Source organism: Streptomyces sp. NPDC032091, assembly GCF_055580265.1.
The window spans coordinates 16,883-39,362 of record NZ_JBVILR010000003.1; the positions used below are offsets into that span (position 1 = coordinate 16,883).

Genomic DNA, 22,480 nt, shown 5'->3' on the forward strand with positions numbered 1-22,480 from the left:
GGTAGAGAGGAGGGAGGGAAGACGAATGCTTCACGACCTGAAACAACCATGCTCCTGGATATTTCATGTTGTCAAGCAAATGGGTACGCTGGTCCCATGCCCAGTCGTCGCGCAGACCCAGTGACCGTCGAGGTCGTCGAGCTCATCGGCGACGTCGTGGCCCGCTACCACATGGAGTACGAGGAGGCGGCCGCCCGCCACCAGCTCACCGGCGCCCAGGCGAAGGTCCTGACGCTGCTGTCGCTGGAGCCGCTGCCCATGCGCCGCATCGCGCAGAAGCTGCGCTGCGAGCCGTCCAACGTCACCGGCATCATCGACCGGCTGGAGACCCGCGGCCTGGTCGAACGCCGCCCGGACCCGGCCGACCGCCGGGTGAAGCTGGCCGCACCCACCGAGGAGGGGGCCGAGACGGCGGAGCGGCTGCGCGAGTCGCTGGACTTCGCGCGCGAACCGCTGGCCGGGCTCACGTCGGAGGAGCGCACGGCCCTGCGGGACCTGCTCAGGCGGATGCTGGGCTGAGGCCGAGCGGCCGGGGACGGCCGGACCGGTCGGGGCCTGTCAGCAGAAGATCCAGAACACGCACGTATCGGTCGGCTGGGGCTTCGGCTTGCCCGGCTTGGTCTTCGTCGGGGTCGGCTGCACCGTGCCGGAAGTGCCCGGCGACGGCTTCGCCGATGCCGTCGGTTTTACGGTTGCCCCTCCGCCGGAACCTTTCTGCGAGGGCGTCCCCGTCGGGGCGGAGGCGCTCTCGCTCGGCCCCGACGGGGAGCCGCTCGGGCTCTCGCTGGGCCGGGCCGTCTTCGCCGCCCCGACCGGGGCCTTCGGCAGGGCGGAGGGCGCGGCGGGCGCCTCGCTCGGCAGGGCGTCGGGCTGCTTGGGCCCGCTGTCGGTGAGCTCCACGCGGTCGGCCCGGTTCACCCCCTCGTCGTCGCCCACGATCCGGGCGACGGCGATCGAGCCCCCGGTCGCCAGCACCAGCCCGAGGCCGACGGCCAGGGCGGTCCGTCCGCGTCTGCGGCGGGAGGCCGCGCGCTTGCGGGTGCCGGCGCGACCCTCGTGGGGGGCGGTCAGGACGACGAGCGAGTCCGCGAACACCTCGGCCAGCGCGGGCTGCGGCGCCGGGCCCGGGCCCGGCGCACCGGGCACGGCGGCCACCAGGTGCTCGGCCGGGGTCCCGCACCCTGCGCACGCGAGCGCGCCGTTGAGGTGCCTCTGACAGGCGGGGCAGAAGTAGTTCATGGGCCCCGCAGGCTATGCGGTCCTCGGCAACATAAGCATTCCGGGAGCGTGAGGATCCTGTGTGGAATCGTGGGCTCCATGACCGCGACCCCGAATCCGGGGCGCCCTGGAGCCTTCGGGCCGGGCGCCTTCCAGCTGGTGCTGCTGCGCAGGATGGCGGACTTCCAGCCCGGCCTCGCGGAGGCGGCCCGGCTGCGGCTGGGCGCCGGCCTCGCCGAGCAGCGGGAGGCCAACCGGCGGTGGCAGGCGATGGTGCGCTCGCCCCGCTCGCGCGGGGCACTGGCCCGCTACCGGTCGGTGCTCGGGCCGGCGGAGTCGGTGGAGCGCCGCCGGATCGGGGACCTGGAGTGCGAGGCGCTGCTGTGGCCGGTGCCGCTCTGGCCCGAGCTGCGCTTCGAGGTGCTGGCCGCGCCGGACGGGGCGGTGTGGAACGAGTGGCTGGTGCGGGCCCCGGGTGCGCGGGGACCCGTACTGGAGACGGAAGCGGACCTGCTGCCCTGGTCGGCGACGGTGGACGAGGTGGCCCGGGCCTTCGCGCCGGCCCGGCCGATGGAGGGCACCGCACCGACGCGCTGGCGGCTGGCCTTCACCGCGTCGGGGCGGGCCCTGGTGGCGGAGTTCACGTACGGGCTGCTCCAGCGGGTGCAGCCGGCGGGGGAAGCGGGCCTCTAGGACCGTAGGAAGGCGCGGACGCCGGCCGAGGTGGCGTCGTCGCCGAGCAGGTCGTTGTGCTTGAGGCAGCCGACCGGGGTGTTCAGGGCTCCGGCGAGCGGGACGCTGCTGTCGGGGTTGACGACCTCGTCGCAGTCCGACCAGAAGGTCGCGTACTTCACCGCGCCGGGGGTCTCGTCGCCGGAGGCGAGGTTCTTCACCACGTAGGAGCCCGGGGTCATGTCGCGGCAGGCCTGGTCCCACAGGGCGCAGGCCCAGGCGGTGGAGGTGCCGTGGTTGGGGCCGGCCAGCGAGACCCAGTGGTCCACGGTCGCGGTGCCGCCGCCGTACTTGACGTACCAGCGGCTGACGAGCGAGCCGAAGGAGTGGCCGACGACGTCCACCCGGGCGGCTCCGGTCCGCCGGCGGACCTCGTCGACGTAGGCGGCGAGGCGGCCGGAGAGCACCTCGTTGACGGACTGGTGGGTGTCGTAGCCGAAGGAGAAGAGCTCGGAGTCCGCGTACCCGTCGGCCCGCAGGTCCTCCCGGAGGGAACCCCAGACGCCGGGGTCGGCGTTGTAACCGTGGACGAAGACCACCGGATTGCGGGCGGCGGCGGGCCCGGCGGCCGCCGCCTGGGCCGGGACGGGCGCGAGAAGGGTGAGGCAGAGGGTCAGGAGCGCCAGGAGTTTCTGGCGGGACGTCAGCATCGGGTCCCCTTTACCTTGTTACGCACGGGTAGCGCGGATGGTGCGCGCATGGTGCTGCCTGTCGGTACAGAAATCCACCCCCGTGCAGCACGTCCGCCCCGTACGCCACGCCCCAGCCGGAGCATTCCAGCGGGCGGTATGCCCCATTGACCCGAGAAGATATGAATTGCGACCGGCGTCCGTCGGTCCCTTCTGCACCAGCGCTCTCGGGAGGACCTGCCGTGACCGTCAGTCTTGAGCAGTTGCGCCGCTGCCACGTCGCCGTCGACCTGGGAGCCGCGAGGACCCGCGTCTACGTCAAGGGCGCGGGGCTCGTCGTCGACGAGCCCAGCGTCGCCGCGGTCAACACCCGCACCGGCGCCCTCATCGCCGTCGGCACCTTCGCCGAACGGATGACGGGCCGCACGCCCGACTACATCCGCGTCGTCCGCCCCGTCTCCGGCGGCACCGTCGTCGACATCGAGATGGCCCAGCGGATGCTGCGTCACCTCCTCGGCGAGAAGCTGCGCCGCGCCCTGCGCCGCAAGCCCCGGCTGCGCGCCGCCTGCTGCACCCCGCACGACGCCGACCCGCTGGCCCAGCGCGCCGCCGTCGAGACGATGGTCGGACTGGGGGCGCGGCGCGTCGAACTGGTCGACACCCTGATCGCGGCGGCCGTCGGCTGCGGCCTGCCCGTGGAGCAGCCGACCGCGACGATGATCATGGTGTGCGGGGCGGCGGCCACCCAGGTGGCGGTGCTCTCCCTCGGCTCGATCGTCACCGCCGAGCGGATCCCCGTCGGCGGCGAGGCCATCGACCACGCCGTCGTCCAGCACCTGCGCCACGCCCACGAGCTGATGCTGCCGAGCCAGGCCGTCCGCCCCCTCCAGCTGGCCCTGCACGGCAACGGCATCACCCCGGAAGGCCCCGCCTCCACCCTGATCCACGGCCGCGACGTGGCCACCGGCCTGGCCCGCTCCGTCCACGTGGACACCGCCGCCGTCCGCGACGCCATCCACACCCCGCTGACCGCCGTCCTCGACGGCATCGGCAAGGTGCTGCGCGACTGCCCGCCCGACCTGGTCGCCGACCTGACGGACCGGGGGATCATGATGGTGGGCGGCAGCGCCCTGCTGCCCGGGCTGGACCAGATGCTCAGGGATTCGACCGGAATGCCCGTGGCCATCGCGGAACGGCCGGACGTGTGCGCCGTCATGGGTCTCGGCGCGATGCTCGAAGGGAAGATCGCCCCGATGGTCCTCAACCCGCTGGCCGAATGACGGGAAAGCCTGCCGACGAGGGGCCGGGGCCCGAACCGGGGTCCCGGCCCGGATCGGCGGCGGAGCCGGGCGGGCTCCTCGCGGGCGGGGCGGCGCCGTCCAGCCTGCCGGTGCTGCTGGACGCCGTCCTCAGCGTCGGCTCGGAGCTGGAGCTCCAGGCCACCCTCCAGCACGTCGTGGACTCCGCCACCGACCTGTGCGGAGCACGGTACGGCGCGCTCGGGGTGGTCGACCCCGAGCGCGGCCGGCTGACCCAGCTGTTCACCGCCGGGATGAGCGAGGCCGAACGCGCCGCGATCCCCCGCCTGCCCGACGGCCGCAGCGGCGTGCTCGGTGCGCTGATCACCGACCCCAGGCCGCTGCGGCTCGACGACCTCACCCAGGACCCCCGCTCGGCCGGCTTCCCGCCCGGGCACCCGCCCATGCGCAGCTTCCTGGGCGTGCCCATCCGGGTCCACACCGAGGTCTTCGGAAACCTCTACCTCACCGAGAAGCGCGGCGGCGGCCCCTTCACGGACGAGGACCTCGCACTGATGCGGGTCCTGGCCTCGCAGGCCGGGATAGCGATCGGCAACGCCCGGCTGTACGAGACCGCGCGCCGCCGGGAGCGCTGGATCGAGGGCGCGGCCGCCGTGACCACCACCCTGCTGGCGGGGCGGCCGGCGGCCGACGCCCTGATGTGCGTCGCCGAACGGGCCCGGCTGCTCGCGGACGCCGCGGCCGGCGTGGTGCTCCAGCCGACGGCGGAGGGCGGCATGGAGATCGTGGCCGCCTCCACGCACGGGGACCCCGGCGACCTGGTCGGCACGACCATCGCGCCGGGGTCCCCGGTGCTGGTGCAGCTGCTGGGCGGCGAACCCGTCTTCATAGAGGACTCGGCGACCGACCCCCGGATGACCACGCACGTACGCAAACGCTTCGGGCCCAGCATGATGCTGCCGCTCCAGAGCGGCGGCCAGCTCATCGGCACCCTCGCCCTGCCCAGGGCGCGGGGCGGCCGCCCGTACGACGCCGTGGACCGGCTGCTGGCCTCCCAGTTCGCCTCCCAGGCGGCGCTGGCGCTGGTCCTGGCCGACGCCCAGCACGACCGCGAACAGCTCGCGGTGTACGAGGACCGCGACCGCATCGCGCGCGACCTCCACGACCTGGTGGTCCAGCGGCTGTTCGCGACGGAGATGATGCTGGAGAGCACCCGGCGGCGCTCCTCGAACGCCCCGACGGGCGACGCGGCGGACGTCGGCGACGAGCTGAGCCGGGCCGTGGACGAGCTGGACTCCACCATCCAGGAGGTCCGCACGGCCATCTTCGCCCTCCAGCAGCCGCCGACCGACGCCCCGACGACGTTCCGGGGCCGGGTCCTCAGGGAAACCGGCGGGGCGGCGGTCCTGCTGGGCTTCCAGCCGTCCGTGCACTTCGCGGGCGCGGTGGACGCCCTCCTCCCGGACCGCGTGACGGACGCCCTCCTGGCCACCCTCCGCAGCGCCCTGGCGGCGGCCCACCGCCGCAGCGGGGTCACGACGATCGAGGTCGAGATCGACGCCACCCCCTCCCGAGTCCGCCTCACGATCTCGGACGACGGCCACACGGAGACGGGGACCAGGGGGACAACGGTGACGTGGGAGTCGGGGTTGTAGGGGGCGGGGGGGTGGGGGGCGGAGCGGGGTCGGGGGTGGGCGGGACCCGAGTCGGGCGGTCTCACAGATCGGTTGGGGCTTTCCCGTCAGTCTCATCGTCCTTCCGTGTCGGGCCGGCCTGTCAAGGGCGCTCCTTCGTCGCGTCGCTGCGCGATGGCCTTCGGCCACCCTTGACAGACCGTCCCGCCACGGAAAAACGAAGACTGCCGGGAAACCCCCAAAGAAACGGGACGGTGGATAGATGGGCATGCGGCCGGATCAACGATCAGGCGAGGTCGTCGGGGGTCGGCAGACCGGGCATCCGGCCCTCTCGCGAGCGCAATCGGGCACTGCCCACGCGTCAGATCGCTACGCGCTCCTCTTTGCTTAGCGTCCGCCGCCCGTCTGGGGTCCCTGCCTGCACCCAAGGACGATCAGGACGACATGCGGGCTCCCCGGCGCGCCAGATCGCTACGCGCTCCTCTTGTCTCGGCGTCCAGGGGTGGGTCGTGGGCTGGGATGCCCTGCCACTCGTCGTCTGGTGCGGTCAGAAAGCCAAGACGGCCGCCCGACGCCGAGATGCGAGGAGCGCGTAGCGATCTGGGGCGCCGGAGGGCCCGGATGACGATTCCGTCGTCCTTTCCTGCGGGCAGCGGCCCCAGACGGACGCCGGACGCTAAGCCATGAGGAGCGCGTAGCGATCTGACGCGTACGTCGTCCCCGATTGCCCTCACGACGGGGCCGGATGGATGTCTGCCGACCCCCGACCACCCCGGAGGGTCCCTGATCCGGCCGGATGTCTCACGTACATCCGTCCCGTTTCTTTGGGGGTTTCCCGGCAGTCTTCGTTTTTCCGTGGCGGGTCGGTCTGTCAAGGGTGGCCGAAGGCCATCGCGAAGCGACGCGACGAAGGAGCGCCCTTGACAGGCCGGCCCGACACGGAAGGACGATGAGACTGACGGGAAAGCCCCAACCCCTCCCTGAGACCGCCCCGCTCGGGTCCCGCCCTCCCCCCACCCCGCTCCGCCGCCTACCCTGGCCCCGTGACGACCCGTCTCTCGGCCCGTGCCGCCATCGCCGCCCTCACCGATCCCGGGAGCTTCGAGGAGTTGCCCGCGCCGTGCGCGGAGTACCCCGATGACGACGGCCCGCTCGGGTGGGCCGGGTACGACGCCTCGCTGGCGCGGGCCACCGCGCGGACCGGGGAGCGGGAGTCCGTGGTCACCGGGACCGCCCGCATCGGTGGCCGCGAAGCCGCGCTCGTCTCCTTCGAGTTCGGCTTCCTCGGCGGCAGCCTCGGCCGGCGTACCGGTGACCGGCTGGAGGCCGCTTACGCGCACGCCCGCGAGCGCCGCCTGCCGCTGGTCTCCCTGATCGCCACCGGCGGCTCCCGCATGCAGGAGGGGATGCTGGCGCTGGCGCAGCTGCAGCGCGTGGCCCGCCAGTGCGTGCTGACCCGGGCCGCCGGGCTCCCCCAGATCGCGGTGCTGCGCGATCCCACCACCGGCGGCGGGTGGGCCACCCTCGGGGCGGGGGCCGACGTGGTGCTGGCGCTGCCCGGGGCCCAGGTGGGCTTCGCCGGGTCCCGGGTGCGGCCGGCCGACGCCGATCCGGCGGCCTACACCGCCGAGGGCCAGTACGGGGCCGGGCACGTCGACGCCGTCGTGCCCGCGGCGGAGCTGCCCACGGCGGTCGGGGACTGGCTGCGGGTGCTGGCCGCGCCCCGGGCCGCCGTTCCGGTCGAGCCCCCGGCCGCGCTGGGCGCCGTCACGCCCCCGCCGACCGGCTGGGACGCCGTCCTGCAGGCCCGGCGCCCCGAGCGCCCCCGCGCGCAGGCGTACCTGGACGCGTATTTCGAGCTGCGGCTGCCCCTGAGGGGGGACCGGGCCGGGGCCTTCGACGCCGGGATGCTGTGCGGGTTCGGGCTGCGGGAGGGCCGGGCGGTGGCGTACGCCGCCCAGTGCGGCACCGCCACCCGCCCGGCGGGCTACCGTACGGCCGCCCGCGTGATCCGTCTCGCGGACCGGCTCGGGGTCCCGGTGCTCACCCTGGTGGACACCCCCGGCGCGGCCAACGACGCCGCCGCCGAACACGCGGGCGCAGGCCCGGCCATCGCGGACTGCTTCGCGGCGGTCGCGGCGGCCACCGTCCCGGTGACGACCCTGCTGATCGGCGAGGGCGGCTCGGGCGGGGCGCTCGCCCTGGCCGCGCCCGGGAACACCTGGGTGACCCCGGACGGCTACTTCTCGGTCATCGCCCCCGAGCTGGCGGCGGCCATCCTCAAGCGACCGTCCGGGGAAGCCCCTGCCACGGCGGACCAACTCCGCATCCGTCCCCAGGACCTGGTCGCGCTGGGCGTGGCCCGCGGCATCGTCGGCCCGAAGCGGTAGCCGAACCGCCGGCCCACCCGCCGGCCCGCCGGCCCCTCGCCACCGCCGCCGACGCGTCCGCCCGGGCCGGGCCCCGGACCACCGGCGTGCGTCCTAGTACCGCCGCGCCGGAAGCCGTACGTCCACCTGGTACAGGCGGGTGATCTGCTGCGGGAGTTCGTTGTCGTCGCTGGCCAGCAGCAGCCGGATGCGGCCCGCACCGTCGTGGCCGATGACGGTCATGCCCTCGATGTTGTCGACGAGGGGGTGGTTCTGCGGCAGCTTCGACGGGGCACCCAGCGTGGGGCAGGCGTCGAAGTCGCCGATCCCGGTCTTGCGCGCGGGCCGGAGCCCCGGGCCCTCCGTCAGGGTCTCGGTCTTCGAGGTGTCGCTCGCGCCCAGCGGGTCGGCCGCGTACAGCCGAGCGGTGATCTTGAACTCGCGGGTGAAGCCCCGTTCCAGGACGATCAGCCGCCCGTCCCGGGTCGCCGCGAGCTCGGCGATGCCGTGGCCCGCGTCGACGGGGTAGGCGTACTGGCGGCCCAGGACGAACTCTCCGTCGCGGCGCCGTTCCCAGGTCTGGATCCGCTGGAGGGTGCGCCCCCGCGCGTCCTTGCCGTCTCCGGCCAGCGGGCCCTCCAGGGCGGCGACCAGGGTGTGCCCGCCGGGCAGGAGGGTGAGGGACTCGAAGGTCTGGTTGGCCGTGGCCCGGCCCTCGGGGGCGATCCGGAACGCCGGGGGGACCGGCAGGGTCGCGAGGACCCGGCCGGTCCGGTCGTGGCGGCGGACGGCCGGCGCGGTCTCGTCCGTGACGAGGTAGGTCCCGTCACGGTCGACGACCACCGCCTCCGAGTCGAGGACCTTGCCGGCGCCGTCGGTGAGCGGGAGCCGCGCGGTGGCGGTGGCGGCCGGGGTGTCCCCGCCGGGCACCTCCAGCCGGTACAGGGCCGACTTGTCCGAGACGGCCGCGACCGTCCCGTCCCGGTCGGGGGCGAGCCCGGAGATCCCGCCGACGAGCTTCCCGTCGAGCAGGGCCTTGTCCAGCGCGTCGGAGTAGCCGGCGACGGACATGTACGGGGAGCAGGCCCGGTCCCCGGGAGCGGGCGCCGCGCCGGCCGTCGGGGCGAGCAGCGCGCAGAGGGCGGCGGTGGCCGTCGCGGTGGGGACGAGCGTACGGAGGCGGGGCATGGAGGCCTTTCCTGGTGGTTCGACCGGTCCGGAGGAGGCGAGGGGCTCGCGAACCGTCCTATGCCGAATCGAAAGAAAGGGGAAGGGGAGGCGGCGGTCCCGCAACGATCCCGCCAACTCCCGTTCACAGCAGGCCTCCAGGCCCTACGCCTCCGGCGACCGCGCGTCGTAGCGGGCGAAGGACCGCCACCGCGCCGCCAGCAGCCCCAGCACCACCACGCACGCCAGCCCGCCGCCCGTGACGGCGACGGCCGGGGAGGCGAGGTCGCCCACGGTGCCGGCCAGGAAGTCCCCGAGCCGGGGCCCGCCCGCGACGACCACGATGAACACGCCCTGGAGCCGGCCCCGCATCCCGTCCGGGGTCGCGGTCTGCATCATCGTGGAGCGGAACACCATCGAGATGGTGTCGGCGCACCCGGCCAGCGCGAGGAAGAACAGCCCCAGCCAGAGGTTGCGGGTCAGTCCGAAGACGGCGATGGCCAGCCCCCACCCGGCGACGGACAGCAGGATCGCCAGCCCGTGCCGCCGGATCCGCCCCTGCCAGCCGGAGAACAGCCCGCCGAGCAGTGCGCCCACGGCCGGGGCGGCGACCAGCAGGCCGACGGTCTTGGCGTCGCCCCCGTACCAGAGGACGGCGATGGCCGGGAACAGCGCCTTCGGCTGCGCGAAGATCATCGCGGCCATGTCGGAGAAGAAGGTCATCCGGATGTTGGGCGTGGTGCCGAGGAAGCGCAGCCCGTCCATCACCGAGGCCCGCCCCTTGCGCCCTTCCGGCAGCATGGCGGGCAGCCGCCACATGGCGTACAGGGCGGCGACGAAGGTCACCACGTCGATCAGGTACGCCGCCTGGTAGCCCCACCAGCCGACGATGAGCCCGCCCAGGACGGGACCCAGCATGCTCCCGGAGGTCATCGTCACGGAGCCCAGCGCGTTCGCGGCGGGCAGCTGCTCGGGCGGCAGCAGCTTGGGGATCATGGCCGAGCGGGCCGGCCCGTTCAGCGCCCCGCAGACGGCCTGGAGGGCGACGACGGTGTAGAGCAGCCAGACCCGGTGGTAGTCGAGCAGGGCCGCGGCGGCCAGGCCGCAGGACAGCAGCGTGAGACCGATCTGGCTGTGGAGGCCGAGCTTGCGCCGGTCCACGGTGTCCGCGATGGCGCCGCCGTACAGGCCGAAGGCGACGAGCGGGACGAGCGAGAAGAGGCCGACCAGGCCGACGGAGAAGCTGGAGCCGGTGATCTCGTAGACCTGGAGGGAGATCGCCAGGGCGGTCATGGCCTGACCCATCCAGGAGATGGTGCCGCCCACCCACAGCCGCCGGTAGTGGGCGGAGGTGCGCAGCGGGGTCAGGTCGGCGAGTATGCGCCGCTTGGGTCGGGGCGGGGAGGCGGTACCGGTCACACGGGATGGTAACCGGCTGCGCCTGGGGCGCCCCTGGAGTCCGCGGAACGTTCGTACGGACCTCACACGCGCGCCACACCCCACCCACGCGCCCGTCCGTGCGCCCGCCGACGCCCACCGCCCACGCGCACCGCCCGACCCACCCGGACCGGGGGTTTCGGTACGCGGTCGGTCTTGCCGCTAACTCGCCATTATCACCCGACATTTGACCGGATCAGCCTTGTCCCCGCGCCACCTGTTCGGCTCATGATGAAAGACTCGTATGTCCAGGGAGGCGTAGTGATCGATCCTGGCAACAGCACCACGAGCACCGGTGACACCGGCCCCGCGGGCCACGGCCCGCGCACCGCGAGCGGTGTCACCGCCCCCCTCACGGTGGGGGTGGAGGAGGAGTTCCTGCTCGTCGACGACCGCACCTTGCGGGTGGTCCCGGCGGCACCGCTCGTCCTCGCCACCGCCGCCGGGCTCCCGCAGCAGCTGCACCCGGAGGGGACCCGGTACCAGGTGGAGATCTCCACCCCGGTCGCCGACTCGGCGATCACCCTGCGCGAGGAGCTCGCCGCCCTGCGGCGGACCCTCGCCGCGGCGGCCCGCGAACACGGCTGCCGGCTGCTGGCCGCCCCCTCGCCCGTCGTGGCCGTCGACGGGCCGCTGCACCTGACCGACGACGAGCCGCGCCAGCGCGAGCAGCACCGCCGGTTCGGCGCGCTGACCGACACCCTGGTCAGCTGCGGCCGCCACATCCACATCGGGACCCTCGACGTGGACACGGCGGTGGCGGTGTCCAACCGGGTCCGCCCCTGGCTGCCGACGCTGATCGCGCTGGCGGCCAACTCCCCCTTCTGGGGCGGCCGTGACACCGGTCACTCCAGCTGGCGGGCGATGGCCTGGGCGGGCTGGCCCTCGGCGGGCCCGCCCCCGCACTTCCCGTCCACGGCCCACTTCCGCCGCTCGGTGCAGACCCTGCTCGGCTCCGGGGCGGCCCTGGACACCAAGATGGTCTACTGGGACCTCCGCCCTTCCGGGAACTGGCCGACGCTCGAAATCCGGGCGCCCGACATGTCCCCGGACATCGACACGGCCGTGCTCCAGGCCGAGCTGGGCCGCGCCCTGGTCTCGTCGGCGCTGCGCGACATCGAGGAGCAGCGGCCCGACCGTCCCGTACGGGACGAGGTCCTGCGTCTGGCCCGCTGGCGGGCGGCGCACGACGGCCTGGAGGGCTTCGGGCTGGACCCGTACACGGGTGCCGAGCTCCCGGCGGCCGATCTGGCGGAGGCCCTGCTCGACCTGGTGGCCCCGGACCTGGCCGCCGCCGGCGACCTGGACCACGCGGCACGCACCCTGGGCGGTCTCCTGCGCGACGGCTCGGGCGCGGCCCGCCAGCGCGCGGCCTTCGCCCGCCGCCAGGACCTGGGGGACGTGCTGCGAAGCCTGGTGGAGGAGACGGAGAAGTTCTGAAGCCTGTCCCGTATGTCACCCCTGGGGGGAGCAGTCGGGGATGCGGGCGGTCCGGGTGGGAGCGGGGCCTTCCGGCGTGGTCACGCGTGAGGCGTGTCCCGTACTGGGTCGCCCGGCCCCGCCTTCCGACGCTCCGTGGGGGCGCAGGTCCCACCCGGAGCGGACCCCGCTCCGGCCGGTCTCCCGATGTCGGCCGTTCCCTCCCCCGTCGCCTGGAGCCGCCGCTACGGTTACGGCTCTGAGGCCGCCGTGCACAGGTGCGGCCATGGGCAACGGGGGGCGCGATGGCGCGGCTCAAGCATCTGGTCGTTGTGGTTCCGGGCATCGGCGGCAGCATGTTGCAGACCCCCGAGGGCGCGGCGCGCTGGGACGAGCACCGGCGGCGGTTCATCGCCGCGGCCACCCGGCCGGGCCGGCTGGGACTGGACCGGCACCCCGAACTCGTCCCCGTCGGACTGTTATCGGACATCACCCTGCTGGGGCCGTTCGTCGTCCCCGGCTACGACCGCCTGGTCCGCAAGATCTGCAATCACTTCGACGACGTACGGGTCGACGTCTCCCGACCCGGGAACCCGCCCGACACCCGGGCTGACCTCGTCCTCTTCCCGTACGACTTCAGGCAGAGTGTCCAGCACGCGGCCGAGCGCCTCGCCGCCGACGTCGCCGCCCGCCTGGAAGGTGAGCACAGCGGTGCGCGTCGCCGACGCGTGATCGTGGTGGCGCACTCCATGGGCGGTCTGGTCGCCCGCTACTGGGCGGGCCCGCTCGGCGGCGCCGCCCACTGCGAGGCGCTGATCACCCTCGGCACCCCACACAGGGGAGCCCCCAAGGCACTGGAGGTCCTGGGGAACGGACTGATCGTGGGCGGCAAGCGGCTGACCGGCCTCACCAGGGTGCTGCGCCAGTGGCCGTCGGCGTACGAGCTCCTGCCGCGCTACCCGATGGTGGCGGGTCCGGACGACGACACCCCGCTCAGGCCGCACGAGCTGAACCCCGGAGCTGCGGGGGACGCGTCCTTCGGCATCCGGGCGAAGCTCGCGTTCGACATGCACCAGGACATCGAGACGGCCTGGACGGAGCTGCACGACGAGGCCGGCGGCCCCGAGGTGACGGCGGTGTTCGGCCGCGGCCACGCCACCTTCCAGCAGGCCCTCCTCGCCTCCCCCTCCGGCCTGACCGTGACGAAGGACCCGGCACACTGGCTGCCCAACCCGGAGTGGCACGGTGACGGCACGGTCCCGGCGATCTCGGCCGTCCCCGTGGAGCAGCGCGACATCCGGGCCCGGCGGGCCGTACCGGAGCGCCACATGGTGCTCGCCTCGTCGTCGGTGGTCGTCGACGTCCTGGCCGAGTACGCCGCCGAGCCGCTCGACGCGGTCCGGGGCGACGCCCCCGACGGGCCCTGGCTCGGGCTCGACCTGGAGGAGACCGTCGGGACGGGCGAACCCGTGCCGATCGGTGTGACGCTGCTCGGCGCGCAGGCCGACGAACGGACCAGGGTCGTGGTGCGGGCCCGTCCCCGGGACGGCCGCCGGGAAGGCGGCCCGGGGTGGCTCCCCTGCACGGAGGTCGGCGACGGCCGGTGGCGCGCGGACCTCGCCCCCCTGGATGCCGGCGCCTACACCGTGGAGGTCGAAGCCACCCGCGTACCGGTCGTGGACCGGCTCTCGGCCGGTGACGTCCTGGGCGTGGTCGACACCGGGACGGACGTGGACGCGTGAGCACACCCTGGCGCCGGTGGGCGAGCAGCGATCCCAAGGCTCTGATCGAGTACGTCCAGCGCCAACGCCGCGGCGACAGCACCCGCGGCACGTCGGCTGACCTGCTCGGCACGAGCATGCCCGGCCCCGGCGTCGGCCCGCCCGTCGCACGCGCCCGTGCCCTGTACGAGGCCTTCACCGCCCTCCGTATCCAATACGCCGACGAGCCGACCAGCAGCGACCCCGGCCGCCAGACCATCCGGCCACCGGACCAGGTGCTCAGCCGCCCACGGCACGGCACCTGCCTGGATCTCGCGCTCGCCTTCGCCGGAGCCTGTCTGGACGCCGGACTCCACCCGCTGCTCATCGTCCTGGCCGGCGCCCGGCCCGGCGATCCGGCACACGCGCTGGTGGCCGTCTGGCTCGACGGCAACTGGTCCAACCGCGCCCACCGCGACTATCGGCCCGACGAGCAGGACCCCGACTGGACGACGCTGCCACCGGATTTCACGGACCGGCTCGCGGACGACGAGGACTCCCCCGGCTCGTTCCTCGCCATCGACGTCACGGGCGTCGCCTCCCGCTCCGACGCAGTCGAGCCACGGCGGCGGCAACAGCAGTCCTGGGCCCGGTCACTCGAACACGGGGCGGCCCTGCTGCGGGAAACCGCCGCCGACCGCTGGAGGGCGACGATCGACGTCGGGCTGGGCTACGCACACGCGGAGCCGCACCCCCTGCCCTACCGGCCGACCACGGACGTCCTCACACCCCCCTACCTGCCGGTGCGGCAGGACGACGACAGCGGACCGCTCAAACTCCTGTGGGCCCGCCACGACACCATCCGCTTCCACCCCCGGGACGAGCTCGACTTCCTCCGAGACTGGTTCCAGGCTCCGGACCCCCTCGGGCCGCGCACCAGGATCGCCCTGCTGCACGGTGTCGGAGGATCGGGGAAGACGCGCCTGGCGGCGGAACTCGCCCGCCAGCTGTCCGATTCGGGCTGGTACAGCGGATTCCTCGTCCGCGATCCGGACCCTCGGGACCGGGCCTGGCTGAGCGAGGTCGCCTCTCCGCTGCTGGTGGTCGTCGACTACGTAGAGGACCGCAAGTCCGCCGACGTCATCAACGTGCTGCGCACGCTGCGCGACCGCGAGGCGCCCACCTGCCTGCTGCTGACCGCGCGGACCGTCAGCGGCTGGTGGGAGGAGGAGGTCTCCGTGGCCCTCAGGGAGGACGGCCATCCGTACATCCTCCACGACAGCGCCCTCGCGGCCCGTCACCCCCGCCACCCGGCCGTCTACAGGGAAGCACTGCGTTCCTTCGGCGGCTCGCCCTCCTCCGGCATGGGCCACCAGCCGCCCCCGGACCCCCGCTCGGGCAGGTGGACCACCCTGGACCTGGTGATGCTCGCCTGGCTCGCCGTCCAACCCGGCGGGACCGGCGCGACCCCCGAGTCGGAGGAGAAGCTGTACGAGAGGATCCTCGACCACGAGCTGGGCTACTGGGTACGCACGTACCGGTCGCGGATCGGCAACGCCTCGAAGCGGACGAAGGGGATGCTGCGCGAGGCGGGAGCCTGCCTCAGCCTCCTGGCCCCGCGGGAGGAGCGACTGGACCACAGCCTCAAGGCCGTCAAGGAGCTGGCCGGTGAGGCGCGGTGGCGTGACGAGGTCGCGGCCCTCTTCGCCGACCTGCTGCCCGTCGCTCCCGAGGACGGAACCCTGTCCGTACGACCGGACCCGCTCGGTTCCCATCTGGCGACCGGCGTGTTCGGCAGCGATCAGGCCCTGCTCCGGGACTGCCTGACCGCGGCGGACGACGACGAGCGGCTGAACGCCTGCATCAGCGTCTCGCGCTTCCCCGGAGGGGGCACTGCATCCCCGGCCGCGGACATCGCCCGCACCGCCCTGAACACGGTGCCCGATCTGTGGCAGCCGGCCCTGGCGGTGGCCGCCGCACAGGGAGGCGTCTTCGTCCAGGCTCTGGAACAGCTCGCCGAGGCCGACGGAACGCCACTGCCACTGGCCGAACTGGCCACCACGGTTCCGACGGGCCACAGCACCCTCCGCGGCCTCGCCCTGATCGCCACCGAACGCTCCAAGCCGGCCGATGCCGGCGACACGTCCGAGGAGGCACGGGCAGCCCGCGCCGCCTGGCTCAACAACCTCTCGGTCCGGCAGAGCGAGAACGGAGACCGCCACTCGGCCCTGACCTCCATCACCGAGGCCACCGGCCTCTACCGCGCCCTGGCCCGGAAAGACCCCGCAGCCTTCCTCCCCAACCTCGCCTCATCCCTGAACAACCTCTCCGTCCAGCAGAGCGAGAACGGAGACCGAAACACCGCCCTGACCTCCATTACCGAAGCCGTCGAAATCCGCCGCGCCCTCGCCCAGAACAACCCGGCGGCCTTCCTCCCCGACCTCGCCATGTCCCTCAACAACCTCTCCAACCGGCAGAGCGAGAACGGCGAGCTCATTCCCGCCCTGACCTCGATCACCGAAGCCACCGACCTCTACCGCAGCCTCGCCCAGAACAACCCCGCGGCCTTCCTCCCCAACCTCGCCTCCGCCCTCAACAACCTCTCCGTCCAGCAGGGCAACACCGGAGACCGCAATACCGCCCTGACCTCCATCACCGAAGCCGTCAAGATCCGCCGCATCCTCGCCCAGAACAACCCCGCGGCCCTCCTCCCCGACCTCGCCTCCTCCCTGAACAACCTCTCCGTCCAGCAGAGCGAGAACGGGGACCGTCACTCGGCCCTGGCCTCGATCACCGAAGCCGCCGACCTCTACCGCAGCCTCGCCCGGAACCACCCCGCGGCCTTCCTCCCCAACCTCGCCTCCGCCCTCAACAACCTCTCCATCCAGCAGAGCGACACCGGAGACCACGACGCCGCCCTGACCTCGGTGATCGAAGCCGCCGACCTCTACCGCACCCTCGCCCAGAACAACCCCGCAGCCTTCCTCCCCAACCTCGCCTCCGCCCTCAACAACCTGTCCAACCGGCACAGCCAGAGCGGAGACCACGACGCCGCCCTGGCCTCCATCACCGAAGCCACCGACCTCTACCGCACCCTCGCCCAGAACAACCCTGCAGCCTTCCTCCCCGACCTCGCCGGATGCCTCAACAACCTCTCCGTCCAGCAAAGCCAGAGCGGAGACCACGACGCCGCCCTGGCCTCCATCACCGAAGCCGCCGGCCTCTACCGCACCCTCGCCCAGAACAACCCCGCAGCCTTCCTCCCCGACCTCGCCATGTCCCTCAACAACCTCTCCAACCGGCAGAGCCAGAAGGGAGACCGCGCTCCCGCCCTGGCCTCCATCACCGAAGCCACCGACCTCTACCGCACACTCGCCCAGAACAACCCCGCAGCCTTCCTCCCCGACCTCGCCATGTCCCTCAGCAACCTCTCCAACCGGCAGAGCGAGAACGGCGACCGCCACTCGGCCCTGGCCTCCATCACCGAAGCGGTCAAGATCCGCCGTACCCTCGCCCAGGACAATCCCGCGGTCTTCCTCCCCAACCTCGCCTCAGCCCTCAACAACCTCTCCATCCAGCAGAGCGAGAACGGCGACCGCCACGCCGCCCTGGCCTCCATCACCGAAGCCACCGACCTCTACCGCACACTCGCCCGGGACAGTCCCGCGGTCTTCCTCCCCAACCTCGCCTCAGCCCTCAACAACCTCTCCGTCCAGCAGAGCGAGAACGGAGACCACCACTCGGCCCTGACCTCCATCACCGAAGCCGTCCGGATCCGCCGCACCCTCGCCGGAACCAACTCCGCGGCCTTCCTTCCCGACCTCGCCTCCTCCCTCAACAACCTCTCCATCCGGCAGAGCGAGAACGGAGACCGCGTTCCCGCCCTGGCCTCCATCACCGAAGCGACCGACCTCTACCGCACCCTCGCCCGGGACAACCCGGCGGCCTTCCTCCCCAACCTCGCCTCCGCCCTCAACAACCTCTCCGTCCAGCAGAGCGAGAACGGAGACCGCCACTCGGCCCTGACCTCCATCACCCAAGCCCTCAAGATCCGCCGCACCCTCGCCCAGAACAACCCGGCGGCCTTCCTCCCCGACCTCGCCTCCTCCCTCAACAACCTCTCCAGCCTGCACAGCCAGAGCGGAGACCACGACGCCGCCCTGGCCTCCGTCACCGAAGCGACCGACCTCTACCGCACACTCGCGCAGAACAACCCCTCGGCCTTCCTCCCCAACCTCGCCTCCGCCCTCAACAACCTCTCCGTCCAGCAGAGCGAGAACGACGACCACCACTCGGCCCTGACCTCCATCACCGAAGCCGTCCGGATCCGCCGCACCCTCGCCCGGAACAACCCCGCAGCCTTCCTCCTCGACCTGGCCTCCGCCCTCAACAACCTCTCCGACCAGCTACAGGAGCAACGACGCCTTGGCGAGGCATTGCGCATCTCCGACCTGGCTGTCGCGGAACTCCCCTCCGGTCCCCGAGCCGAACTTCTCGTCTCCCGTGCGCAGTGGCGCCATTCCCACGACGACCACGCCGGTGCCGTGGCAGACCTGCTCGCGGCCGCGCGATGGGCGAACGAAACCACCGATCCGCGGTGGACCGGACGCTCCCGCCGCGCCGTCCGGGGCCTCGCCGGCGTACTGGGCCGAGACCTGCTCCAGCGGCACTCGCCGGACCACGCCCCTACGGGCTTCCCGGCCTGGGTAGTGGATGAGCTGTCACCAGAGACCCTCGTACGGCTCGGTGGCTGGCTCGCCGCAGCCGACTGGACCGAGCAGAAGGCCTTCATCCGGCAGAACCACGCTCTGCTCACACAGCCTGAAGGACGGCGAGAGCTCGACCTCGCACGCGTCCTGTACCCGGAGATCACGCGCTTCGGTGATCTGACGGACGTGCTCGACGCAGCGGCCGAGCGGGACCTCGACGCGGTGTTGGAGGATCTCGGCGACATCCACGCCAGGGCCGACCTGGTGAGTGCCTGGCTCTCCACCCCCACCTGGCCGGACGACCTGGAGTTCCTGGACCGCCATCCCCAGCTGGCCGACGACCCCCTGGTGCGTGAGCTGCTGGCATCGCAAGACCACGACCCGTCGTCGGGCCAGCACCTGGCCATCCTCCAGCTCGCCGACCACCTCTCGGTCCCGGACGTCTACGACGCCGTCACCGACCCCACGACCGCGAACGACACGGCGATGGCCTTCGTCGAAACGGGCCTCCCAGAGCTGCTTCGCCCCCTGTTCCTGGCAGCCCCCGCCCTCAGGCGCATGCCCTTCGCCGCTCCATACCTCCTGGCCGTGGACACGCTGTTCGACGCCACAGCGGAGGGAACGCCCTCCCCCACCGAACTCATCGCGGAAGCCGCCGCCGGGGCCTCCGAAGTCCAACGCGGCGCTGGTGCCGCGCGGCTGCGCCGGCTGGCGCGGCACCGGCCGGAGCAGGCCGCAGCGCTCCTGGAGCTGGCCGCCCTCCTCACGTCGCACGGCGAATCTGACCCCGATGCCAGCTGAGGAGTCCCGACGCAGGCTGACAGTCGACGAGATCACGTACCTCGGCCACGCGGGCCGGCTCTACCGCTCGGCATCCGGTTACAGGGCCACTCAGGACGCCCTCGACACGGCACTCAAAGCCGCGGAGCGGTTCCGCGCCGAGGGGGTGGGCTGGCAGGACATCACCCAGGCCCTCGCCATCCCCCAGGAGGAGCTGCTGCACCGCCTGCGGGAGTCCACGGACAAGCCACTGCTGCGGCCCCCACCACCGCCCCCGACCGGCGGTCGCCTGTTCCCGGACCTGCCGGACACGTCATTCGAGGCGACCTGGCAGGCGTCCTTACCAGCCCTGTCCTCCGAGAACTCCCTCTCGTACGCCCACACCCCGTCCCCCCAGCACTCGGCGAACATGATCGTCCCGGTCGGCACCACCCGGGCGGTCCTCTTCGTCTCCGGCGATCCACGCCCCGGACGCAACAGCTTCGGTCCCGAGGCCGCGGCCATCCGGGACGCTCTCGCCGGGAGCTACGTCCGGGTGAACGAGATGGCGTCGGTCGGGCTCGCCGACATCTGCCCGGCCCTGGACGAGCACACCCCCGCCGTCCTGCACATCGCCGCGCACAGCTCCTTCGGCGGGATCCACCTCACGCAGGAGGGCGGTGGCCTCTGCATCGCCCACGAGGACTTCTGCGCGCAGGTCGCACGGGTGCGCTTCCCGCCCCGTCTCGCCGTGCTGAACTTCTGCGGTTCCACCGCGTTGGCCGCCGAGATCGCGCGGACGGTGAGGACCGTGATCAGCTGGCCCGGGGCCCTGAGCGATCGGCAGGCCCAGACGTTCACGGGCCGGCTCTACCGGTCGCTGGCCGCCCGGCGGCCTGTAGGGGAGAGCGGCAAGGACGGGGAAGCCGCACTGGCCGGCCCCGAGCCGGACTGCCCGCCCTTGGCCCTGCACGGCGAGGAAACGGCTCAGGTCTTCTGAACGGCCCGTAGAACCACTGTGACGAGCCCCACAAGCCCCACCCGTGCACCGCTGGCACCGCCAGCCTGAAACACCAAGCCACAGGTGAAAACGATTCTTCACCTGCGGCTTGCAGTGGGGCGGGTGGGACTCGAACCCACGGCCGACGGATTATGAGTCCGCTGCTCTAACCGGCTGAGCTACCGCCCCTTCACGGCGTGGCGCGTACATGTGTGCGCGCCGTCTGCCGCAGCATAGCCGCTCATACGATCTCCTGCTTCGGATGCCTCGCATGATCGGCTTCGCATGTTCAGTGAGACCGCGCTGCGCCCTGCCCGGTTCCCGGATCGGGACAAAAAGAAAGAGGACCCACCCGGGTCCTCTTCCCTTCCTGCTCCCCCGACTGGACTCGAACCAGTAACCTGCCGGTTAACAGCCGGCTGCTCTGCCAATTGAGCTACAGGGGACCGCGCTCCCCCGACTGGACTCGAACCAGTAACCTGCCGGTTAACAGCCGGCTGCTCTGCCAATTGAGCTACAGGGGATTGCTGCGGTGCCACGAACAGCCCACCTCCGGCCTTGCCGGGGGGCGAGTGCCCGTTGCGAGTCATAGATTAGCGCAAGCAGGGGGGTGCTCCGCCAATCGGTATCGCCAGCCGGCCGGGCACCGACACGACGAAGGGTGGCAGGCATGCGGTACAAGGTCACGTTCCTCGCCGGAGTGGCCCTCGGGTACGTGGTGGGAACGGCCGCGGGACGCGAGCGGTACGAGGAGATGAAGAAGTCCGCGCGGCGGGTCGCGCAGAACCCGGTGGTGCGCAACGCCGCGGAGACGGCGGGGCAGAACGGGCGGGCGTTCGCGGGCAAGGCGTTCACCGCCGTCGGCGACAAGGTCGGCGACGTGCTCCCGGCTTCCGTGGTCCGGCGGGTGCCCGGGCTGCGCGAGCGCGGGCAGGGGTACGAGGACGAGTGGGGGACCAGCAACACCTGACCCTCCTGGAAGGGCCGTCCCGTGGGGCAGAATTCTCCGCATGGGGATAGTCGCCGGGCTGGACAGCTCTTCCACCTTCACTCGCATCGTCGTCTGTGACACGGACACGGGCGCCGTGCTGCGCCAGGGCTACGCACCCCATCCGCAGCCGGCGGCCGAGCCGGTGCCGGGCGAGACCGACCCGCAGGCCTGGCTGCTCTCCCTCGGCGAGGCCGCGGGCGGCGGGCTGCTGGAGGGCGTCCAGGCCATCGGCGTCTCCGCGCGGCGCGGTCTGCTGGCACTCGACGCGCAGGGCGGGCTGGTCGGGCCCGCCCTGGTCGGCAACGACAAGCGCGGGCAGGTCGCCGCGGCGGACCTGGTCGAGGCCCTCGGCGGCAAGGCCGCCTGGACCGCGGCCGTGGGCTCGGTCCCGCACCCCGCGCAGCCGATCGTGAAGCTCGCCTGGCTGGCCCGTACCGACCCCGAGGCCGCGCGCCGGGTGGCGGTGCTGATGTCCCCGCACGACTGGCTGGTCTGGCAGCTGCTGGGCCGCCCCGCCCGCCGCACCACCGACCGGGCCGACGCCTCCGGGACCGGGTACTGGTCGGCGGCCACCGGCTCGTACCGCCCGGACCTCGTCGAGCTGGCGCTCGGGCACCGGGCGCTGCTGCCCGAGGTGCTCGGCCCGTGCGACGCCGCCGGGATGACCCCGGAGGGGCTGTTGATCTCCGCCGGGACCGGGGAGACCACGGCCGCCGTGCTCGGGCTGGGCCTGGGCCCCGGGGACGCGGTGGTCTCGCTGGGGGCCACCGGTTCGGTGATGGCCGTGCACCACGAGGCCCTGGTGGAGCCGGGCGGCCTGGTGACCTCCCTCGCCGACGCCGGCGGCATGCACCTGCCGGTGGTGAACACCTCCAACGCCGTACGGACCCTGCGCGGCACCGCCGACATGCTGGGCACCGACCTGGAGGGGCTGAGCGCGCTCGCGCTGAAGTCGACGCCCGGTGCGCACGGACTCGTCCTCCTGCCGTACCTGGAGGGAGAGCGCACCCCGCACCTGCCGCACAGCGCCGGCACCCTGTCGGGGCTGCGCCGGGACTCGATGAAGCCGGAGCACCTGGCGCGGGCCGCGTTCGAGGGGATGCTGTGCGGCCTGGTGGACGCCCTCGACGTGCTGCGCCACCGCGGCGTGGGGATCCGGCGGGTGTTCCTGCTGGGCGCCGTGGCCGAGCTGCCCGCCGTACAGGCCGCCGCGCCGGGGCTGTTCGGGACGCAGATCGTCGTCCCCGCTCCGGCGGACTACGCGGCGCTGGGCGCGGCCCGGCAGGCGGCGTGGGCGCTGGGTGTGCAGCAGGGCACGCCGGCCCCGCACACGCCCCCGCTGTGGCCGGCGCCGGCCGCGCAGGTCTTCGAGCCGGGCGAGGACTTCGCGGCCTGGCAGGCGGTGCGCCAGCAGTACGTCACCACCCGGGAGCAGCTGCACCCGGGCGCCTTCTGAG

15 protein-coding genes and 3 tRNA genes are annotated in these 22,480 nt (G+C 73.0%); 11 read left to right on the forward strand and 7 right to left on the reverse strand.

What is annotated here, in order from left to right; translation table 11 throughout:
- The first annotated feature begins 96 nt into the window (after positions 1–96).
- Positions 97–519: a MarR family winged helix-turn-helix transcriptional regulator gene (locus ACZ5NJ_RS05900; RefSeq protein WP_395509280.1), complete on the forward strand. Its 423-nt coding sequence runs from the start codon at positions 97–99 to the stop codon at positions 517–519.
- A 39-nt stretch (positions 520–558) separates the two neighbouring features.
- On the opposite strand, the gene ACZ5NJ_RS05905 is transcribed toward ACZ5NJ_RS05900, so the two are convergent.
- The gene (locus ACZ5NJ_RS05905; protein ID WP_468763204.1) at positions 559–1,239 is read right to left on the reverse strand and encodes an SCO2400 family protein; all 681 of its coding nucleotides are present in this window, start codon (positions 1,237–1,239) and stop codon (positions 559–561) included.
- Positions 1,240–1,317: 78 nt separating this feature from the next.
- On the opposite strand from ACZ5NJ_RS05905, the gene ACZ5NJ_RS05910 reads away from it, so the two are divergent.
- Complete coding sequence (locus ACZ5NJ_RS05910) at positions 1,318–1,911, forward strand: hypothetical protein (protein ID WP_468763206.1); 594 nt, start codon at positions 1,318–1,320, stop codon at positions 1,909–1,911.
- Here ACZ5NJ_RS05910 and ACZ5NJ_RS05915 read toward each other — a convergent pair.
- Entirely contained in the window at positions 1,908–2,600 is a 693-nt protein-coding gene (locus tag ACZ5NJ_RS05915; RefSeq protein WP_468763208.1) for an esterase/lipase family protein, read from the reverse strand. The genes ACZ5NJ_RS05910 and ACZ5NJ_RS05915 overlap by 4 nt on opposite strands.
- A gap of 221 nt (positions 2,601–2,821) precedes the next feature.
- On the opposite strand from ACZ5NJ_RS05915, the gene ACZ5NJ_RS05920 reads away from it, so the two are divergent.
- The 3 genes from ACZ5NJ_RS05920 to ACZ5NJ_RS05930 all read left to right on the forward strand — a co-directional run bounded on the left by ACZ5NJ_RS05920 (position 2,822) and on the right by ACZ5NJ_RS05930 (position 7,862).
- A complete protein-coding gene (locus ACZ5NJ_RS05920) occupies positions 2,822–3,859 on the forward strand; it encodes a rod shape-determining protein (protein WP_468763210.1) in 1,038 nt (345 codons plus the stop codon).
- Complete coding sequence (locus ACZ5NJ_RS05925) at positions 3,856–5,493, forward strand: sensor histidine kinase (protein ID WP_468763212.1); 1,638 nt, start codon at positions 3,856–3,858, stop codon at positions 5,491–5,493. Before ACZ5NJ_RS05920 ends, ACZ5NJ_RS05925 begins: the two co-directional genes overlap by 4 nt.
- Positions 5,494–6,515: 1,022 nt before the next feature.
- Positions 6,516–7,862: a carboxyl transferase domain-containing protein gene (locus tag ACZ5NJ_RS05930; protein ID WP_468763214.1), complete on the forward strand. Its 1,347-nt coding sequence runs from the start codon at positions 6,516–6,518 to the stop codon at positions 7,860–7,862.
- 93 nt (positions 7,863–7,955) lie between these two features.
- Here the strand turns inward: ACZ5NJ_RS05930 and ACZ5NJ_RS05935 are convergent, their stop codons facing one another.
- Together ACZ5NJ_RS05935 and ACZ5NJ_RS05940 are read right to left on the reverse strand one after the other, a co-directional pair.
- Positions 7,956–9,029: an esterase-like activity of phytase family protein gene (locus ACZ5NJ_RS05935; protein ID WP_468763216.1), complete on the reverse strand. Its 1,074-nt coding sequence runs from the start codon at positions 9,027–9,029 to the stop codon at positions 7,956–7,958.
- A gap of 144 nt (positions 9,030–9,173) precedes the next feature.
- Positions 9,174–10,427 (reverse strand): MFS transporter, encoded by a 1,254-nt coding sequence (locus ACZ5NJ_RS05940; RefSeq protein WP_468763218.1) that lies wholly within the window; start codon positions 10,425–10,427, stop codon positions 9,174–9,176.
- A gap of 279 nt (positions 10,428–10,706) precedes the next feature.
- On the opposite strand from ACZ5NJ_RS05940, the gene ACZ5NJ_RS05945 reads away from it, so the two are divergent.
- The 4 genes from ACZ5NJ_RS05945 (at position 10,707) to ACZ5NJ_RS05960 (ending at position 20,032) form a co-directional block, all read left to right on the forward strand.
- Complete coding sequence (locus ACZ5NJ_RS05945; protein WP_468763220.1) at positions 10,707–11,885, forward strand: carboxylate-amine ligase; 1,179 nt, start codon at positions 10,707–10,709, stop codon at positions 11,883–11,885.
- A gap of 335 nt (positions 11,886–12,220) precedes the next feature.
- Positions 12,221–13,606, forward strand: coding sequence for an esterase/lipase family protein (locus ACZ5NJ_RS05950; RefSeq protein WP_468763222.1), 1,386 nt, complete (start codon positions 12,221–12,223; stop codon positions 13,604–13,606).
- Entirely contained in the window at positions 13,603–19,074 is a 5,472-nt protein-coding gene (locus ACZ5NJ_RS05955; RefSeq protein ID WP_468763224.1) for a tetratricopeptide repeat protein, read from the forward strand. The genes ACZ5NJ_RS05950 and ACZ5NJ_RS05955 overlap by 4 nt, the downstream gene beginning before the upstream one ends.
- Positions 19,064–20,032, forward strand: coding sequence for a CHAT domain-containing protein (locus tag ACZ5NJ_RS05960; protein WP_468763226.1), 969 nt, complete (start codon positions 19,064–19,066; stop codon positions 20,030–20,032). Before ACZ5NJ_RS05955 ends, ACZ5NJ_RS05960 begins: the two co-directional genes overlap by 11 nt.
- 115 nt (positions 20,033–20,147) lie before the next feature.
- On the opposite strand, the gene ACZ5NJ_RS05965 is transcribed toward ACZ5NJ_RS05960, so the two are convergent.
- The 3 genes from ACZ5NJ_RS05965 to ACZ5NJ_RS05975 form a co-directional block, all read right to left on the reverse strand.
- Positions 20,148–20,221, reverse strand: a tRNA-Ile gene (locus ACZ5NJ_RS05965).
- Positions 20,222–20,405: 184 nt separating this feature from the next.
- Positions 20,406–20,478 (reverse strand) — tRNA-Asn (locus ACZ5NJ_RS05970).
- Between the two features lie 5 nt (positions 20,479–20,483).
- Positions 20,484–20,556: transfer RNA gene (locus tag ACZ5NJ_RS05975), tRNA-Asn, on the reverse strand.
- A 146-nt stretch (positions 20,557–20,702) separates the two neighbouring features.
- Here ACZ5NJ_RS05975 and ACZ5NJ_RS05980 point away from each other — a divergent pair.
- Complete coding sequence (locus ACZ5NJ_RS05980; protein ID WP_468763228.1) at positions 20,703–21,002, forward strand: YtxH domain-containing protein; 300 nt, start codon at positions 20,703–20,705, stop codon at positions 21,000–21,002.
- Between the two features lie 40 nt (positions 21,003–21,042).
- A complete protein-coding gene (locus ACZ5NJ_RS05985) occupies positions 21,043–22,479 on the forward strand; it encodes a xylulokinase (protein ID WP_468763230.1) in 1,437 nt (478 codons plus the stop codon).
- The last annotated feature ends 1 nt before the right edge of the window (position 22,480 follow it).

Bases quoted from the DNA above. Each gene is read 5' to 3' on its own strand.
- ACZ5NJ_RS05915 (WP_468763208.1), bottom strand. From the start codon at position 2,600: ATGCTGACGTCCCGCCAGAAACTCCTGGCGCTCCTGACCCTCTGCCTC.
- ACZ5NJ_RS05950 (WP_468763222.1), top strand. From the start codon at position 12,221: ATGTTGCAGACCCCCGAGGGCGCGGCGCGCTGGGACGAGCACCGGCGG.
- ACZ5NJ_RS05900 (WP_395509280.1), top strand. From the start codon at position 97: ATGCCCAGTCGTCGCGCAGACCCAGTGACCGTCGAGGTCGTCGAGCTC.
- ACZ5NJ_RS05935 (WP_468763216.1), bottom strand. From the start codon at position 9,029: ATGCCCCGCCTCCGTACGCTCGTCCCCACCGCGACGGCCACCGCCGCC.
- ACZ5NJ_RS05905 (WP_468763204.1), bottom strand. From the start codon at position 1,239: ATGAACTACTTCTGCCCCGCCTGTCAGAGGCACCTCAACGGCGCGCTC.
- ACZ5NJ_RS05925 (WP_468763212.1), top strand. From the start codon at position 3,856: ATGACGGGAAAGCCTGCCGACGAGGGGCCGGGGCCCGAACCGGGGTCC.
- ACZ5NJ_RS05985 (WP_468763230.1), top strand. From the start codon at position 21,043: ATGGGGATAGTCGCCGGGCTGGACAGCTCTTCCACCTTCACTCGCATC.
- ACZ5NJ_RS05910 (WP_468763206.1), top strand. From the start codon at position 1,318: ATGACCGCGACCCCGAATCCGGGGCGCCCTGGAGCCTTCGGGCCGGGC.
- ACZ5NJ_RS05980 (WP_468763228.1), top strand. From the start codon at position 20,703: ATGCGGTACAAGGTCACGTTCCTCGCCGGAGTGGCCCTCGGGTACGTG.
- ACZ5NJ_RS05960 (WP_468763226.1), top strand. From the start codon at position 19,064: ATGCCAGCTGAGGAGTCCCGACGCAGGCTGACAGTCGACGAGATCACG.